Source organism: Empedobacter sp. UBA6745 (genome assembly GCF_002453775.1).
GTDB classification, from domain to species: Bacteria; Bacteroidota; Bacteroidia; order Flavobacteriales; family Weeksellaceae; genus Empedobacter; species Empedobacter falsenii_C.
This window is the reverse complement of record NZ_DKHL01000047.1, coordinates 1-16,361: the sequence shown is the minus strand read 5'-3', so window position 1 is coordinate 16,361 and position 16,361 is coordinate 1. Positions and strand designations below refer to the sequence as shown.

General features: G+C 29.6%; 19 protein-coding genes and 1 pseudogene. 16 read left to right on the top strand and 4 right to left on the bottom strand.

Features of this window, described 5'->3' with window-relative positions:
- The 11 genes and pseudogenes from B4H69_RS14070 to B4H69_RS14020 form a co-directional block, all read left to right on the top strand.
- Window positions 1–304, top strand: a pseudogene (locus tag B4H69_RS14070) (hypothetical protein); the annotation flags it as partial.
- 2 nt (window positions 305–306) lie between these two features.
- A complete protein-coding gene (locus B4H69_RS14065) occupies window positions 307–1,860 on the top strand; it encodes a hypothetical protein (RefSeq protein ID WP_180906098.1) in 1,554 nt (517 codons plus the stop codon).
- Window positions 1,857–2,366, top strand: coding sequence for a hypothetical protein (locus B4H69_RS14060; protein ID WP_291094540.1), 510 nt, complete (start codon window positions 1,857–1,859; stop codon window positions 2,364–2,366). Before B4H69_RS14065 ends, B4H69_RS14060 begins: the two co-directional genes overlap by 4 nt.
- On the top strand, window positions 2,366–2,749 hold the full coding sequence (locus B4H69_RS14055) for a hypothetical protein (protein ID WP_291094537.1): 384 nt from the start codon (window positions 2,366–2,368) through the stop codon (window positions 2,747–2,749). Before B4H69_RS14060 ends, B4H69_RS14055 begins: the two co-directional genes overlap by 1 nt.
- A gap of 124 nt (window positions 2,750–2,873) precedes the next feature.
- Window positions 2,874–3,383, top strand: a complete 510-nt coding sequence (locus tag B4H69_RS14050; RefSeq protein WP_291094534.1) for a hypothetical protein — start codon at window positions 2,874–2,876, stop codon at window positions 3,381–3,383.
- Window positions 3,383–3,898: a hypothetical protein gene (locus tag B4H69_RS14045; RefSeq protein ID WP_280046057.1), complete on the top strand. Its 516-nt coding sequence runs from the start codon at window positions 3,383–3,385 to the stop codon at window positions 3,896–3,898. The genes B4H69_RS14050 and B4H69_RS14045 overlap by 1 nt, the downstream gene beginning before the upstream one ends.
- A 61-nt stretch (window positions 3,899–3,959) precedes the next feature.
- Window positions 3,960–4,157: a hypothetical protein gene (locus B4H69_RS14040; RefSeq protein ID WP_286486240.1), complete on the top strand. Its 198-nt coding sequence runs from the start codon at window positions 3,960–3,962 to the stop codon at window positions 4,155–4,157.
- A 2-nt stretch (window positions 4,158–4,159) separates the two neighbouring features.
- The gene (locus tag B4H69_RS14035) at window positions 4,160–4,744 is read left to right on the top strand and encodes a hypothetical protein (protein ID WP_280046055.1); all 585 of its coding nucleotides are present in this window, start codon (window positions 4,160–4,162) and stop codon (window positions 4,742–4,744) included.
- A 322-nt stretch (window positions 4,745–5,066) separates the two neighbouring features.
- Window positions 5,067–5,417, top strand: coding sequence for a hypothetical protein (locus tag B4H69_RS14030; RefSeq protein WP_280046053.1), 351 nt, complete (start codon window positions 5,067–5,069; stop codon window positions 5,415–5,417).
- A gap of 106 nt (window positions 5,418–5,523) precedes the next feature.
- A complete protein-coding gene (locus B4H69_RS14025; RefSeq protein ID WP_280046052.1) occupies window positions 5,524–5,994 on the top strand; it encodes a hypothetical protein in 471 nt (156 codons plus the stop codon).
- A gap of 123 nt (window positions 5,995–6,117) precedes the next feature.
- A complete protein-coding gene (locus B4H69_RS14020; RefSeq protein ID WP_280046051.1) occupies window positions 6,118–6,738 on the top strand; it encodes a methyltransferase domain-containing protein in 621 nt (206 codons plus the stop codon).
- Between the two features lie 49 nt (window positions 6,739–6,787).
- Here the strand turns inward: B4H69_RS14020 and B4H69_RS14015 are convergent, their stop codons facing one another.
- Entirely contained in the window at window positions 6,788–7,222 is a 435-nt protein-coding gene (locus tag B4H69_RS14015; RefSeq protein ID WP_280046050.1) for a hypothetical protein, read from the bottom strand.
- A 145-nt stretch (window positions 7,223–7,367) separates the two neighbouring features.
- Here B4H69_RS14015 and ccoG point away from each other — a divergent pair, with 145 nt between their 5' ends.
- Window positions 7,368–8,822, top strand: coding sequence for a cytochrome c oxidase accessory protein CcoG (gene ccoG, locus B4H69_RS14010; RefSeq protein WP_407932835.1), 1,455 nt, complete (start codon window positions 7,368–7,370; stop codon window positions 8,820–8,822).
- Window positions 8,823–8,872: 50 nt separating this feature from the next.
- Here ccoG and B4H69_RS14005 read toward each other — a convergent pair whose 3' ends face one another.
- Window positions 8,873–9,196, bottom strand: coding sequence for a HopJ type III effector protein (locus B4H69_RS14005; protein ID WP_180906117.1), 324 nt, complete (start codon window positions 9,194–9,196; stop codon window positions 8,873–8,875).
- A gap of 156 nt (window positions 9,197–9,352) precedes the next feature.
- Between B4H69_RS14005 and B4H69_RS14000 the strand changes: the two genes are divergently transcribed.
- Window positions 9,353–9,673, top strand: coding sequence for a hypothetical protein (locus B4H69_RS14000; protein WP_180906118.1), 321 nt, complete (start codon window positions 9,353–9,355; stop codon window positions 9,671–9,673).
- Window positions 9,674–9,789: 116 nt separating this feature from the next.
- Here B4H69_RS14000 and B4H69_RS13995 read toward each other — a convergent pair whose 3' ends face one another.
- Together B4H69_RS13995 and B4H69_RS13990 are read right to left on the bottom strand one after the other, a co-directional pair.
- On the bottom strand, window positions 9,790–9,981 hold the full coding sequence (locus B4H69_RS13995; RefSeq protein WP_180906119.1) for a hypothetical protein: 192 nt from the start codon (window positions 9,979–9,981) through the stop codon (window positions 9,790–9,792).
- A gap of 18 nt (window positions 9,982–9,999) precedes the next feature.
- Window positions 10,000–10,488: an SPOR domain-containing protein gene (locus B4H69_RS13990; protein ID WP_180906120.1), complete on the bottom strand. Its 489-nt coding sequence runs from the start codon at window positions 10,486–10,488 to the stop codon at window positions 10,000–10,002.
- 414 nt (window positions 10,489–10,902) lie between these two features.
- Here B4H69_RS13990 and B4H69_RS13985 point away from each other — a divergent pair, with 414 nt between their 5' ends.
- The 3 genes from B4H69_RS13985 to nrfD form a co-directional block, all read left to right on the top strand.
- Window positions 10,903–12,321: a c-type cytochrome gene (locus tag B4H69_RS13985; protein WP_180906121.1), complete on the top strand. Its 1,419-nt coding sequence runs from the start codon at window positions 10,903–10,905 to the stop codon at window positions 12,319–12,321.
- 22 nt (window positions 12,322–12,343) lie between these two features.
- Window positions 12,344–15,505: a TAT-variant-translocated molybdopterin oxidoreductase gene (locus B4H69_RS13980; protein WP_180906122.1), complete on the top strand. Its 3,162-nt coding sequence runs from the start codon at window positions 12,344–12,346 to the stop codon at window positions 15,503–15,505.
- Window positions 15,506–15,539: 34 nt separating this feature from the next.
- Window positions 15,540–16,361, top strand: an 822-nt coding sequence (gene nrfD / locus B4H69_RS13975; RefSeq protein WP_291094521.1) for an NrfD/PsrC family molybdoenzyme membrane anchor subunit, incomplete at its 3' end; no start/stop codon positions are given.

The window sequence follows — 16,361 nt, the reverse complement described above, 5'->3', positions numbered from 1 at the left end:
TCAAGAGAATATGAATACAAGTGTTGGGATTAACCAAATGAATTCTATAGGCATGAATTTTACAAATAGTGTAGGTGTAAATTATATAGCAACTGCTGGAGGAATGATGACTAATAATGCAATTTTAGATTATAGTTTGATGGCTGCTAATATTATGGAAATTGCCAATGGTAATAAAACGTCTAAATCAAAAGAAGTTTTAGACCAATCAAGTGATAAAAAGATTATTTCTGAAAATAAAAATGAAATACATAGTCAGGGTTCATTTGATAATAATGGAGGTGAAGGAACAAAAATGCATTAATTATGGCAGGAGGAAAAATTACACGAATTGTTAAAGGAACTAACTCTATAGAATGCGAAAAATGGGAAGTTTATACAAATGATTTTTCTGCATATGCTAATAACGGAAGTTACTTTACAGCAGATGGAGGTACTAATTTTGGAACTCCAAAAGATCCACCACCGCCAAATAAATATTTTGTAAAAGGTTGGTGGACAGATAAAGAGGATAAACCTATTAAAGAAGCTAAAATACTAAATGTAGTTCGTTTTCATGTACAAACACAAAATATAGAAAAACCTGAAGGAAAAAATATTATGATAGCCTTGTATGAACATGATTATTCTATTCCTATTCCTTTGACTTTTGGATTAGCTAATTATTCTACAGACGATCATATCCGAATAATGCGAGGAAACAATGAAATAACAACTATGCAGTTGGATAAAGAAGGAAAAGGATATATAGAAATTTCTTTAGATTGGGGTTTGAATAATTTGTTTAACGAAGAAACATTGTATTTTAATGAAGAAGGGGGTGATTTGGAATTATATTTTAAATGTGGTTACGATGACCAAGAGAATGTTCATTTACCTAATAGTTTTGGAGATTATCTGAAGGTAAAACGTTCTGAACAAAATTTGTTTATAAAACCATTTTCAGTGGAAAATCAATACAATTTTCCAGAAATATTTAATCATTTAGGCGAGTTTATACTTTTTGCAATTGATAAAGATGATATATCATTTAAAAAGTTTGCAGCTGTTAAAATAAAAACAACCACATTTTTTAATTCAATAGAAGGAGTTAATTTATTTAAGAAACAAGTATTTACAGAAGGAATAGACTTTAGTACAAGAGCACATAATTTTAAAAATTTCACAGTCAATGAAGTAGAACATTTTTATAAAACAACAAAGCCAATCAAAATGGTTTACATAGAAGAAACTTTAAAGACAATAAAACTTGATCAATCTTATAAAGGCATAATTTCATATAATTCTATCAATAAAGTTTTGAAATACGGAAGAAATGCTAATTTAGTTTATGGCTCTTATCAATTGCTTACAGAAATGAAAGAAATGATACCTGTAATCAGTGAAAATGGAGAGTTCAATAAACCAAGCCTTTCTTCTTTTGTAGGCATGATTCCTATTTCTGCTCCTTTGGCATTTGGTTTTGCTGTACTAGAATGGATATCGATGGATATTGTAAAAGAGTTCGACGATATGTACGAAGAACTGAAAATAATAAAACTAGAAAATGCCAAAAGAAGTGGACTAACACAAGTAAGGAATTTGTTGCATTTTGGTAGAGAAACAGATTATAAAGATTATGAGTTTATAAAAGATGTTCCGCAGATAACTATTGATAAATTGTTGAAAGGAGAAATAAAGAATATTATTGATTTAGAAAAAATTAGAATAAATGATGACTATGCCATTTATGAAAAAAAAATTCAAGGTCAAGAAATTAACGAAACAAAGTATTCTCTAATCATAAGAAAACAAAGAGATGAATTAATTAATGATGATATTTTTATAATAGAAAGTATTATAATACAACCTGAAAAATGAAACAAATAGCATTACTCCTGATTTTAATTCTTTTTAGTTGTAAAGGGCAAAGTGTAGATACATTAGAAGAAGTAAAAAATTCAGAATTAATAAAGATAGAAGTAATAGGATTAAAACCTAAAACAGATAGTCTGTTTACATCCTTTACTATACCTAAAACATATTTATTAAAAAGTAGTAAAAAAATAAAATTTATTGATATTAATTATTATAATCATCCTCATAATAATAATCAAACAGGTTATATAATTTATGATAAAATTATTAATCCAGAGGACAGTATTAATATTAATCTTTTTTATTATAAATTAATATCTATTGAAGATTTTAAAAAAATAACGAATCAAACTGATTTTAAAAATAACGAAATTTATAAAGTAATTGATAATAACGAAATTTATAACATTTTGGAAGGATATAAAAAAGACGATATTAGATTTAGATATTATCATAAAAATGATTTAAATAATACAATAGCAAAATCCATATCAGTTAACTTAGAATAATGAGACAAATAGTATTATTTCTGGTATTAATTCTTTTTAGTTGTAAAGGACAAAGTGTAGACACTTTAGAGGAAATCAAAAATGAAGAGCCTATTACGATAGAAGTGTTAGGGCAGAAAGTGAATACAGATAGTTTGGGTGTAAATATTTTTATACCTAAAAGATATTTATTAAATAGTAAAAACAAATTGAAATTGATACATATTTCGTACTATAAATCTATTTATAATCCAAATAATGACGCATATATAGAAAGAGATAGATATCTTAATTTGAACGATACAGTAGATATAAATTTTAGATATTATAAGCTTATATCTATTAAGGAATTTAAAAATTTAACGGTAAAAAATCTTTTAAAAATAAAGAAAATTATAAAATAATTAACACTAAAGTACTACATAATATTTTAGGTGAATTTAAAAATGATGAAATATTATTTAAATATGAATATTTAGATAATCCAAAAGAGTTACAAGTATTGTCAATTCCTGTTAACTTAGAATAATGAAACAAATAGCAATATTTCTAATTTTAATTCTTTTTAGTTGTAAAGGGCAAAGTGTAGATACATTAGAAGAAATCAAAAATGAAGAACCTATTACAATAGAAATACTAGGACAAAAACCTAATACAGATAGTTTATCAGTAATTATAGTTCTGCCGAAAAAATATATATTAAAAAGTAATAAAAAATTAAAATTATTAAGTATAGATTATTATAAATTAATATATAATAAAAATAATAATGCAATTATTAATTTAAAAAATGATATCAATTTGAAAGATACTATTCAATTTAATATTGAATATTTTAAATTAATTCATCCTAATCAGCTTAATAGCATAGAAAATAATAATAAATTCAAAAAAAATATAGTATATAAAGTATCAAACAAAGCAGAAGTTTATAAATTATTAACTGAATTTAAAAAAGATGATATTAGATTTAGATATTATCATGAAAATGATTTGAAAAATATAATAGCAAAATCCATACCTGTTAATTTAGAATAATGAAACAAATAGTATTATTTCTGGTATTAATCTTTATTAGTTGTAAAGGGCAATCAATAGATACTTTAGAAGAAATAAAAAATCAAGATCCTATTAAAATTGAAACAATAGGCTTAAAACCAAAAACAGATAGTTTATTTACTACTATTACTTTTCCAAAAAGATATGTATTAAAAAGTGATAAAACCTTAAAATTGGAGAGTGTAAGTTATCATAAACATCCAAATAATAATTTTGGGACAAGTGGTAGTATATTTAGAGAAGATGAACTTAACTTAAATGATACAATAAACTTTGATATTATATATATTACACGATTGATAGCAAAAGATTTTAGGCACTTAATTAATAATAATATTGCCATTAAAGAAAAAGAACGTTTTACTATAACCAATAATCAGGCATTATATCAATTATTGAACGTATTTAAAAAAGATGAAATATTATTTAAATATGAATATTTAGATAATCCAGAAGAATTACATATACTATCCATACCAGTTAACTTAGAATAATGATGATGAAAAGATTTATGATTTCATAGAAATAACTCAAGAAACATATAATAAATTGATGATGGGAGAATTTAAAACTATACTAGATTTGCAAAAATCAGAGTATAATGAAGAGAATATAAGAAGTCAAAAATTTCATTCTGGAGAAATCAAAATATTTAATAATGTCAAACCATTTACAATCCTATATAAAAAAGAATTTGATTCTTCAATAAAAGATGATATTATTTTAATAGAAACAATATTTACCAATTATTAATCATGAAAAAAATCATAATATATTTCGTATTTAGTTTATTAATTTTCATTTGCTGTGGTTCTAAATTTAATCAATCAAGAATAAATTATCATCAAGATTATTCAAATGAAAGAATATTTCTTTTATCTAATCCATATTATGAAGATAGTGTGAGAGTATATTTACCTAAGAATATAAAATTAGAGTTTGAAAAAGAAATTTCATCTGCAGATATACAGTATTTTGAGAACAAAAAAATTATAGGATTGTTAACAGATTATACTTTTTTTACTAAAGCAAATAAAGAATTTTTCCCTACATCAGGAATTAGATTTGAAAAAGATTCTGATTATAATTTAGATTTATTATTATATAAAAATATCAATATATCTTATAACGAATTAACTCAAGTTTTGAAAAAAATGAATATGGAATCAAAGCAAAAACGTTTTAGAGATACTGTATTTGTTGGAGGTATAAAAGATTTTAAAATTATTAAACCAGATTTATTTAATAAACTAAATTCAAAAAATGATACTCTTCTTATTTATTATTCAAAAAAAGGTGATAGAAAATTTAAATTTGAAAAGTTTAGAATTGATTGGTAAATTCTTTAGAAATGGCAAAATGATGATTCAATACAAGATGATATAGCTTTGATAGAAACAATATTTTTTCCTACAAATTAATGATTTTTTATATGAATAAATTTTTTATTGCAACACTTTTGTTAATTAGTTGCATACCTAATAAAGAAGTTATTTTTAATCAAGAAAACACAATTCAAAAAATTACAATTTCATGTAATATTCAAGGTGAATATAAAGATAGTGTTAGATTAAATATCCCTATAGAAATTAGAGTGAGTAATTTAAATGAAACTACATTTTTAGAATTTGATTTTAAATATGATAATATGATAATAATATTTTGATATATCCAACAAATTATATTATATATAATGATGATTTCAAAACTAAATATTTAAGACCATTAAAACCTAAAAAATATAATTATAATCAAATCAAATTATTATTGGTAAATAGAAAAATAAATATTTCGAATCTAAAAGCAAAAAATATTCTAGAAAAATATAATTATTCAAAAGAATTAGGGAATATTTTTAAAGATACTATTCAATTAACTAATTATCAACAATTCAAGAAAGATTTTCCAGAAATATTTGATGAATTAAACGCTGTTGGCGATTCATTGATAATTACTACAAGAGAAGGAGATTCTAAAGTATATCATTCAAAAGCTTATCCTATAAAATGGTGAAATATGAAAATTATAAAACTACCAGTTAATGACTATAAAGATGATATAGAATACATAGGAACCTATCGAAGAATCAGAGACAAGAGATGTGTTTATTGTTTATAAAGTGCTAAGATGGATTGGTTATTTCTTTCTATCAATCATTTTATTTTTAGGTATTATGTTTATTGCTGTGGGAATTGGGGGAAAACATCAAAAATTAGAAATGAATCCTGGTTTTGCTTTATTAGGAGTTATCTTATGTTTGCCCTTTGTTTTATACGTTGTTATTAACAATTATATGGATAAAAGTCCTAAAATTGATAATCAAGTAACCTCTGTAAGGAAAAGTAGTCAGATAGCTTTAAAAGTCGATTTAAAAAATATTAAATTAGTTCAAAATTCTTTTAATTATATAGATGTAATTTTTATTATTCCTTATCCTCAAAAAAATGCCGTAATTCATTATAAACAAAAAATTGAAATGGAGTACGATAATATTTTATTATGGTTTATTCAACAAAAAGAAACAATATTTTACATAAATCCAGAAGACATAAATCATCATTATCTTGATTTAAAATTTATGAATACCTAATCAATCTTAATGAAAATAACAAAACTTGTCATTCTATTCAATTACAAAAAAATCCTTTTAGGAGTAATTGTTTCAATTCTTCTATTTGTATTATCATTTTTTATAGTTTCTACATTTATCAAGATGCTATTTAATATTGTGGGAGGATTGATATTGCTAAATATTATTGCATCAATTCTCGCTTCTTATATACTTTACGATAAATCAGATTTATACGAGATAAATAAATTGAAAGAAATTGCTGATTTTAATAATGTTGAGAATGTCGTTTTAATTCACGCAAGTTTTGATCCTTTGTCTATAAATTTAGAAGAAAAATATCCGACTATCAATTTGACCGTCTGTGATATTTATGGAAATAGACATGAGCACGAAAGTGGAATTAAAATTTCGAAAAAAGTATTTCCACCCAATCCAAAAGAAAAAATAATTCATACGAATAAATTACCTTTTGAAGATAATTCTCAAGATATAATTCTTGCAATTACGGCTATTCATGAAGTTTTGGAGCATACAGAAAGAGTTTTGTTTTTTAAAGAAGCCAAAAGGATTTTGAAAAAAGATGGAATAATTGTCCTTTCAGAACAATTTCGTGATTCGACTAATTTTTTGTTTTTTAATATTGGAGCATTTCATTTTCTAAGCGAAAAACAATGGAAAAAGGCAATTTCAGAAGCAGGATTAAAAATAGTTAATAATAAAAGAATCACGCCTTTTGCAAATATGTTGATTTTAAAAGGTTAATGATTTCCTTCTTCAAAAAACAATATTATTTTTAACTTTTGACATTCTTTTATTTGTTGGTATAATGAACTGAAATATTAAAATAAACTTTTACAGGATTTCCATCAACCAAAGCAGGTTTTATTTTTGTTGATTTTTCTTCTTGTTCTCTATTTATTCTATAAAGGATTTGAGTAGAAATTCGAGCTAATGTTTCATTTCCTTGGGACGTTATATTGGTAAAATATCCATTTTCGTCAATAACAAAATTCAATTTTGCAAAATAATCACTAGATCCGCGTAATATTTTATCCAATGTCATTTTTGATAATTTATCAGAAACCTCTTCGTTAAGTTTATTTTTAAAGCATTCTAAATAACTACCTGATTCATCTTTACAATCTGGATAAACAGCAAATTTATCTACATTATTAGAATTGTAGATGTTTTGAGAAAAAGTGAAAACAGTAATCAATAAAGTAAAGAAGGTTAATAATTTTTTCATAAGTAGGTAGTTTAGATGTATATTAGTAAATCTTTATGAATTAATGATTTATATCAATCCGTAAATACTACCATAAATACCATAAATAGTGCCAGATTCTAGAGGTGTTCTGGTGGTAAATTTGTATACTAATATCAAGAGTAATATGAACGAGTTGAACAAAACTGATTTTGAGAATAATTTAGCTGCAGAAAATGAGAAATTTAGAACTGAGGTAGCGACGTTTACAAAGTCAGGAACCCGAAAATGGGTGTATGCAAAGAAACCATCGGGAAAATTTACAAATTATAGGACAGTTGTATACTCTATATTGCTGATTCTATTAGTTGTTATTCCTTTTATAAAACTACCAAATGGTAACCCCATCTTTAAATTTGATGTTTTTAATACAAATTTTATCTTATTTGGTTATCCATTTTTTACAACAGATTTTTTCTTGCTTGCTTTTGGTATGATTGTAAGTGTGGTTTTCGTCATACTTTTTACTTCTGTTTATGGACGGCTTTTCTGTGGATGGGTTTGTCCTCAAACTATTTTTTTAGAAGGAGTATTTAGAAGAATAGAATTTTGGATAGAAGGAGATCGAAATAAACAAATACGATTAGATAAACAAGATTGGAATGAAGAGAAAATTCTGAAAAGAGGAGGTAAATGGTTTGTCTTTTATATTGTTTCGTTTTTAGCAACAAACATTCTTTTTTCTTATATAATAGGAATGGATGTCTTGATACAAATGTATAAAGAAGGTCCTACTGAACATGGTGGAAAGTTTTTAGGATTATTTATTTTTAGTGTATTATTTTATTTCGTATTTGCTTGGTTTCGTGAACAAGTATGTACATTGGTTTGTCCTTATGGGCGTTTGCAAGGGGTTTTACTTGATAAAAAAACAATGCAGGTCTCTTATGATTATCTTCGAGGAGAAGGAAAAAGTGGTCGAAGTAAATTTAGAAAAGGTGAAGATCGCGTTGCTGTTGGGAAAGGAGATTGTATCGACTGTGGACAATGTATCGCGGTTTGTCCTACAGGAATTGACATCAGAAATGGTTCTCAATTAGAATGTATCAACTGTACAGCATGTATGGATGCTTGTGATGAAATAATGGTAAAAATTAATTTACCTACAGGTTTAATAAAATATGCATCAGAAGAAAATATTGCACAAGGAAAACCATTTAGAATAAATGGACGATCAATTGTTTTTTCACTCATTTTAGTCGCAATGATTTCTGCTATGACAATTTTTATGTTGAATAGAAGTGATGTTGAAGTGAAATTTCTACAAGTTCCAGGAAAAGATTATGTCGTAGAAGGAGATTATATCATCAATACAATGCAATATAGTTTGATGAATAAAACGAACAAGCCTTATAAATTGGTGGTGAACGTAAATGGTTTTAAAGGTGGAAAAACGGTGTTATTGGTAGAACCTGATAAATTTATAAAGATAGACGAAGGTGAATTAAAACAAGGTTTAATCGATATTAAAATACCAAAAAGTGAACTTAAATCTTATAAAGTACCAGTTATTTTAGAATTGAAAGATTTGAATGGAGAAACCATCGATCATTATACGATTAGTTTTATGGCGCCTTTTTAGTTAAATAACAAAAAACGTCTTACATTATGTAAGACGTTTTCTTTTCGAGATTATTTCTTTCTCAACACTTCGTTTTCAAATTTGACACCATTCCAACCGTTCTTCATAAATTGACGAATGTTGTTGTGGTCTGTTCCTTCTGGCGTATCTAAAACCGCTTGATAATGTTCGGCAAATAATTTTAATGTATCATCTTCAGAAAAATTATTCAATTTTGCGAACGCAAAAACTTTAGCACTTCCTTGATTTTGATCTACAGCATTTTCCTGATTTCCATTTACAAAAGCAGAAGCAGTATAAGTATAATTTTCTTCAATATGCGCGATAACATCCGCAAAATTAGCTTCGTTTTGGTTTAATTTTTCTAAAATCATTGTATCTTTTTGTCAAAAATAAGAACTTATTTTGAATACAATAAATCATTAAGTATGTTAATTTTTTTATGCGCTCAAATACTTAACGAATGTTTAACAACTTTCTGTCTATTAATTAATTAGATTTATAATTATTAACCAAATAAAATAAATTTTATGTTTGAAAGAAGGCAATTTAATTATGAAACGTCAAGTGTTGCGCTACGTGAACTTGCGGAAAAAGGATATCAAGAAGATTTTAATTTATTAGAAAGTGATTTGATTGATCATCCGCACGATTTTAGAATTATTTATATCTATCGTTACGAAGGAAATTCGAACCCTGAAGATGAATCAAGTGTTTACGGAATCGAAAAAATATCGACAGGAGAAAAAGGAGTTTTAGTTGCAGGCAATTTGGGATTTGTACAAACAAATTTAGCATCGATACTTATCCAATTAGAAATTGAGGGCAGAGGTAGAATTCTGAACAACTAAAAACAAAAGCATGAATCAACTACTAAATATTACCATTAAAATATAAAAAAGCGTTACCAAGAAAATTGATAACGCTTTTTTTATTTTTTCGAATAAATTCAACTTCCAAAAGAAAGTTAATCGTTTTCTATTTTTAGTAATAGTCTATATTCAGAAAAACGATGCTCGCGAATAGGTCGTGTAAAAGGTTCTGTTTTGAAATATAAAACTAAACATGGAGAAATATTTTTATATTTTTCTACAAACTCAAACGAAACTAATTCACCATTCTTTATTCGCTGTTTTATTTTGTTGTGATAAGGATACATTTTCCTTTTTATAAAATATTACTTCGCTTTTCTACATAAAACCTTGAACGGAATAGAAAATGCACTATTATATTTTGATTTCAAACGACGAATATCTCTCGAAGCAGATGCTCTTGTAAAATAATCTCCAACTAAAACGCGATAGTCTGGTGAGAAATAAGCTGTTTGCGATGATAAGTCAGGATAAGAACGTGCAAATTCATTTCTTACCTTCTCTGCATCTTTTCTATCTTTCGAATAATAAATCTGAATTTTGAAACCATTAACCTGTGGTGTACCTGCGCAAGGATCATTAGATTGTATAACTGGTTTTTTCTCTGTCGGTTTCTTTACAGTAGTGGTATAACTACAAACAGCATCTTCTTTTGCTTTTAATACATTATTTATTCTACTATCAATTTCCATATTCAATGTACCATTATTGATGATTTGAATAGTATCAATTTTATCTTGAGCAAAAACACAAGAAGAAAAAGTAATAAGGAATAAAAAGATAAATTTTTTCATAAGATGAAATTAATTTGTGCAAATATACTTTTTACAATTAAGTTATTAAATTTTATAGACTTTTATTTTCTTACAACGAATATTGTTCCAATTTTTTTTGACAATCAAATATTTGATTGTTGTTTCGTAAAATCGATTGGCAGATTATAATAAAAACAATAATGATTATTTTTTAAATTATGTTAAATAGCAATTTTTCTTGTTCTAAATCTTTTCTATCAAATCAAATAGATAATATTTATACAGCAATATTTTTTAACAATTAATTTAGAAACGTTTTAAATTAAGCTCAATGACAAAGTTCAGTATGTAAACTTTATGATTTTATTAAGTATTGAAGCTATTTTTGCTGTTAGTTAAGTGTTCAAATAAAAACGAGTTAAAAGAAACAACGAACTGAGATTATTTAAGTAAATGAAGGCAAGATTTCTAAAAAGAATACGTTTATGGAGCTGCGCGATAATACTATCGACGTTCTCCTTAGCAAATGCCCAAGATGCAGGTAAAGGTTACGAATTATTCGAAGCCAACTGTACTGCATGTCACCAGATTGATGGTAAATTAATTGGGCCGGAATTACGTAATGTTGAGAAACGCGTACAAGAAGAAGCTGGACTTGGAAAAGAGTGGTTACACTCTTGGATTAAGGACAACAAAGCTTTACGTGCGTCTGGAGATGCGTATGCAAACAAAATTTTCGCTGAGTACAATAACACTGAAATGTTAGCTTTTCCTAACTTATCTGATGGTGATATTGATAATATTCTAGCGTATACTGCCGATCCTGATGGTGGTAAAAAGGCTTTTGATGATGCAAAAGCTGCAAAAAAGAAAGAAGCTGCTGCTGCTAAAGCTGCTGCTGCCGGAAACGGAGGTGGTGCTGGAACAGGAGTTATCGCAGTTGGATTTGTTGTATTAGCAGCATTATTATTGTGGATTTTGGTTCGCGTTAATGCATTAGTTAAAGCAACTGCAACTGATGATTTAGATTCTAAAGAAGAAAAAGCTGCTTTTTCTTTCGCAAACTTCTTCCAAAAATACCAAAAAGTTGGTGGTGTGTTAATCGCAGTATTAGCATTCTTTGCATTGTACAACGTGTATTGGGGATTAATGGGAATTGGTGTTGATAAAGGTTACGAGCCAGAACAACCAATTTATTTCTCTCACAAAGTTCACGCAGGTGTACAAGGTATCGACTGTCAGTACTGTCACAGTTCTGCTAAATACGGTAAAGTGTCTGGAATTCCTTCACCAAACGTATGTATGAACTGTCACAAAACAATCAAAGAATACAAAGGAGATTACTTCGAAGAAGAATTAATCACTTCTGGTAAATTCGCTGATGAGGAAGCAGTTAAGAACTTCTATACAGGAGAAATCCAAAAAATGTATAAAGCTATTGGATGGAATCCAGAAACGAACAAATACGATGGTCCGCAAAAACCAATCGAATGGGTACGTATCCACAATATGCCAGATTTCGTATTCTTTAGCCACGCACAACACGTTGTAGCTGGAGAGAAAGCGATTAAGAAAGCAATTAAAGATGGAACTATTCCAAATGCTAAAGAATTGAACATTGGATCAGGAGACCAAGTTTGTTTCGCATGTCACGGACGTGTTGATGAAATGAACGAAGTAAAAATGGCGAATGATTTCACAATGGGATGGTGTATCGAGTGTCACAGAACTACTGAGGTAGATATGGACAACGAGTATAACAAAGAATATTACGCAGAACTACACGAAAAACTGAAAAAACAGTACGGTGACGCAACTAAGATTACAGTTGATGCTATCGGAGGTTTAGAGTGTGGTAAATGTCATTATTAATATAAAAAAGAGAGGAGTATAAATGGCTTCGAAGAAAAATTACTGGAAAAGTTTTGAGGAGTTAACTGACAATACATTAAATGAAAAGTTAACTACCAACGAATTTGCAGAAGAAATTCCTGTAGATAATTTCTTAGGGAATGATAACGCCATGGAGAATAGTCAAACTTCACGACGTGACTTTTTGAAGATTTTAGGGTTCAGTACAGCTGCTGTTACTTTAGCAGCCTGTGAAGCTCCAATCGTAAAATCTGTTCCTTATGTAGTGAAACCAGAAAACATTATGCCTGGTGTACCTACTTATTATGCATCTACAATTTTTGATGGATACGATTACGCGAACGTATTAGTACGTACAAGAGAAGGTCGTCCAATTAGAATTGATGCAAACAAAGGCGCAAAATATTATGGTTCTACAAATGCACGTGTTCAGGCATCTGTATTATCATTATACGATTCTGATAAAATAAAATCACCTTTAACAAACGCAGGTGAAAACTTCAAAGCAACATCTTGGAAAGAGCTTGATGCACGTGTAACAAAAGCATTAGCATCAGTAGGAGGGAAAAAAGTAGTTATTTTAACTTCTTCTTTACCTTCACCAACAACTAAAAAGTTGATTGCTGAGTTTGCAACAAAATATCCAACAACTCAACACGTTGTTTATGATGCAATTTCTTCTACGAATGCATTAGATGCAGCGCAAGAAGTTTACGGAAAAAGAGAATTGCCATTCTACGATCTTAAGAATGCTGAATTAGTTGTTTCTTTCAACGCAGATTTCTTAGGTGATTACAATGGTGGTGGAATGGAAGGTGATTATGGTGTTGCTCGTAAACCAGGAGCAAACATGATGCGTCACATCCAAGTAGAATCTGTTTTATCTTTAACAGGTGCAAATGCTGATACACGTTATCCATTAAAACCAACTGATACTGAAAAAGTATTGGCTGAAGTTTATAATAAATTAGCAGGTGGTTCAGCTTCTTCTAAAGAAGCATTAGCTATTGCTGCTGAATTAACAGCAAAAGGTTCTAAAGCGGTTGTTATGGCAGATGGTTCGAAAGAAGCATACGCAATTGCATACGCAATTAATCAATTGTTAGGATCAGCTGCAGTTTCTGATAAAGCTGTTTTATTAAAAGAGTCTAACGATGCTGTATTTAATCAATTTGTTGCAGAAGCTAAAGCTGGACAAGTTGGGGTTTTATTAAACTTCCAAACAAATCCAATTTACAATGCTAAAAATGCAAAAGAAATTGAAGCAGCTTTCAAAAACATTGGACTTAAAGTTGGTTTAGTTGAAAAATTAGACGAAACTGCATCAGTAATGGACGTTATTGCTCCAGTTACTCACGGTTTAGAGTCTTGGAATGATTTCAACCCATTAACAGGTGTATATTCATTACAACAACCAACAATTCCACGTGTATTTGATTCTCGTCAATTCCAAGATTCATTAATCGCATGGATGACAGGAGTAACTAAAGTAACAGAAGTAGAAGATCCAAATGATCCAATTATGGTGATGGCGGTTTCTGCAACAAGACAAAAAGTTTCTCCATATTACTTATATGTAAAACAAAACTGGGAATCAGCTATTTTACCAAAATTAGGTGTAGATTTCAACAAAGCATTATACAATGGTTATAATGAAACGACTGAAACATCTGCATTTACTGCTAACACTGGTGTTGCTGCAGCGGCTGCTACAAAATTAGCTGGAGCTAAAGCAACAGAATGGGAAATTCAATTCTATTCTAAAGCTGGTTTAGGAGATGGTACACAAGCAAACAATCCTTGGTTACAAGAATTACCAGATCCAATTACACGTAACTCTTGGGATAACTATTTAACAGTTAATCCAAATGATGCGGAAAAATTAGGAATCAAAATTCAAGATAACTACAACGTTACAAACGGAAGAATGCAATTTGACGGTGAGTATGTAAACTTAACTGTTAATGGAGTAGTTTTAGAAAACGTTCCAGTATTCATCCAACCAGGTCAAGCAATCGGAACTGTAGGTTTAGCTTTCGGTTATGGTCGTACAAAAGCTGGTAAAGTTGCAAACAATGTAGGGGTTAATGCTTTCGCATTATATACTGGTAACGTAGGTGCATCTAATGTTAAGATTGAAAAATCTTCTCGTTCAGATAAACACGAATTTGCTAACATGCAACAACAACCAACATTGATGGGACGTTACGAAATTGCAAGAGAAGTTTCTTTAGCAGATTTCATCAACACAGATCGTCAAGAATGGAATCCAGTTGCGAAGATGCCAACATGGAGAGGAGATTCTCCAGTAGGTGAAGTTGACTTATGGGCTAGTTTTGATCGTTCTACAGGACCTCACTTCAATTTAACAATTGATATGAACTCTTGTACAGGATGTGGAGCGTGTGTGATTGCTTGTCAAGCAGAAAACAACGTACCAACTGTTGGTAAAGAGCAAATGCGTATGTCGAGAGATATGTATTGGTTAAGAATTGACCGTTACTACTCTGATGTTACTTACCAAGATAAAGACGGAAAATTAACTCAAAAAGTTGCGTTAGAATCTGATCCAGATAACGAACCACAACAATATACACGTTTAATTAAGCCAGAGGCTGAAAATCCAGATGTGATTTTCCAACCATTAATGTGTCAACACTGTAACCACGCTCCTTGTGAGACTGTGTGTCCAGTAGGTGCAACATCTCATGGTCGTCAAGGTCAAAACATGATGGCTTATAACCGTTGTGTTGGTACTCGTTACTGTGCAAATAACTGTCCTTACAAAGTACGTCGTTTCAACTGGTTTAACTGGGCGAACAATGACAAATACGACTTCCACATGAACAATGATTTAGGTCGTATGGTACTTAACCCAGACGTTGTTGTACGTACACGAGGAGTAATTGAGAAATGTTCATTCTGTATCCAACAAACTCAAGCTGCAATCTTAAAAGCTAAGAAAGAGAACAGAGTAGTTAAAGACGAAGAGTTTATGGCTGCTGCTGCTTGTGCTGCTGCTTGTGGAACAGGTGCGATGAAATTTGGTGATATCAATGATGATAAATCTGAAGTAAGAGCTGCATCGAAAGATAAACGTTCTTATGTTTTATTAGAAGAAATTGGTACAAAACCAAACGTTATCTATCAAGTAAAAGTTAGAAACAGAAAAGAACAAGCTTAATTAAATTAGTAAAGAATTAATAAGGTAAACAAATATGTCACATTACGAATCACAGGTAAGAGAACCCCTTATTTTAGGACATAAAACCTACCACGATATCACAGTAGACATTGCTCGTCCAATTGAGACGCCAGCAAGTAAGTTGTGGTGGACATGTTTCAGTATAGCAATGGTTGCATTCATCTTTGGTGTTGGAGCAATTGCTTATACAGTAGGAACTGGTATTGGTGTATGGGGATTGAATAGAACGATTAACTGGGGATGGGATATCACCAACTTCGTATGGTGGGTAGGTATCGGTCACGCTGGTACGTTAATCTCAGCCGTTTTATTATTATTCCGTCAAAAATGGAGAATGTCGGTTAACCGTTCTGCGGAAGCCATGACAATCTTCGCCGTTGTACAGGCAGCGTTATTCCCTGTAATTCACATGGGTCGTCCATGGTTAATGTACTGGGTATTCCCAATTCCTAACCAATTTGGATCTTTATGGCCTAACTTTAACTCACCATTATTATGGGACGTATTCGCGATTTCTACGTATTTCTCTGTATCAACAGTTTTCTGGTTGATGGGATTAATTCCTGACTTCGCTATGGTACGTGACCGTGCAACAAAACCATTCGCTAAGAAAATCTACGGAATCTTATCATTCGGATGGGGAGGTGGAGCAAAACATTGGCAACGTTTCGAAGAGTTATCTTTGGTATTAGCTGGTTTATGTACACCATTAGTATTCTCGGTACACACGATTGTATCTTTTGACTTCGCAACGTCGGTAATCAAAGGATGGCACTCAACAGTATATCCTCCATATTTCGTTGCCGGAGCTATTTTCTCTGGTTTCGCGATGGTA

Bases quoted from the DNA above. Each gene is read 5' to 3' on its own strand.
- B4H69_RS14035 (WP_280046055.1), top strand. From the start codon at position 4,160: ATGAAAAAAATCATAATATATTTCGTATTTAGTTTATTAATTTTCATT.
- B4H69_RS13980 (WP_180906122.1), top strand. From the start codon at position 12,344: ATGGCTTCGAAGAAAAATTACTGGAAAAGTTTTGAGGAGTTAACTGAC.
- B4H69_RS14040 (WP_286486240.1), top strand. From the start codon at position 3,960: ATGGGAGAATTTAAAACTATACTAGATTTGCAAAAATCAGAGTATAAT.
- B4H69_RS14055 (WP_291094537.1), top strand. From the start codon at position 2,366: ATGAGACAAATAGTATTATTTCTGGTATTAATTCTTTTTAGTTGTAAA.
- B4H69_RS14045 (WP_280046057.1), top strand. From the start codon at position 3,383: ATGAAACAAATAGTATTATTTCTGGTATTAATCTTTATTAGTTGTAAA.
- ccoG (WP_407932835.1), top strand. From the start codon at position 7,368: ATGAACGAGTTGAACAAAACTGATTTTGAGAATAATTTAGCTGCAGAA.
- B4H69_RS14000 (WP_180906118.1), top strand. From the start codon at position 9,353: ATGTTTGAAAGAAGGCAATTTAATTATGAAACGTCAAGTGTTGCGCTA.
- B4H69_RS14060 (WP_291094540.1), top strand. From the start codon at position 1,857: ATGAAACAAATAGCATTACTCCTGATTTTAATTCTTTTTAGTTGTAAA.
- B4H69_RS13995 (WP_180906119.1), bottom strand. From the start codon at position 9,981: ATGTATCCTTATCACAACAAAATAAAACAGCGAATAAAGAATGGTGAA.
- B4H69_RS14050 (WP_291094534.1), top strand. From the start codon at position 2,874: ATGAAACAAATAGCAATATTTCTAATTTTAATTCTTTTTAGTTGTAAA.
- B4H69_RS14020 (WP_280046051.1), top strand. From the start codon at position 6,118: ATGCTATTTAATATTGTGGGAGGATTGATATTGCTAAATATTATTGCA.
- B4H69_RS14015 (WP_280046050.1), bottom strand. From the start codon at position 7,222: ATGAAAAAATTATTAACCTTCTTTACTTTATTGATTACTGTTTTCACT.
- B4H69_RS13985 (WP_180906121.1), top strand. From the start codon at position 10,903: ATGAAGGCAAGATTTCTAAAAAGAATACGTTTATGGAGCTGCGCGATA.
- B4H69_RS13990 (WP_180906120.1), bottom strand. From the start codon at position 10,488: ATGAAAAAATTTATCTTTTTATTCCTTATTACTTTTTCTTCTTGTGTT.
- B4H69_RS14065 (WP_180906098.1), top strand. From the start codon at position 307: ATGGCAGGAGGAAAAATTACACGAATTGTTAAAGGAACTAACTCTATA.
- B4H69_RS14005 (WP_180906117.1), bottom strand. From the start codon at position 9,196: ATGATTTTAGAAAAATTAAACCAAAACGAAGCTAATTTTGCGGATGTT.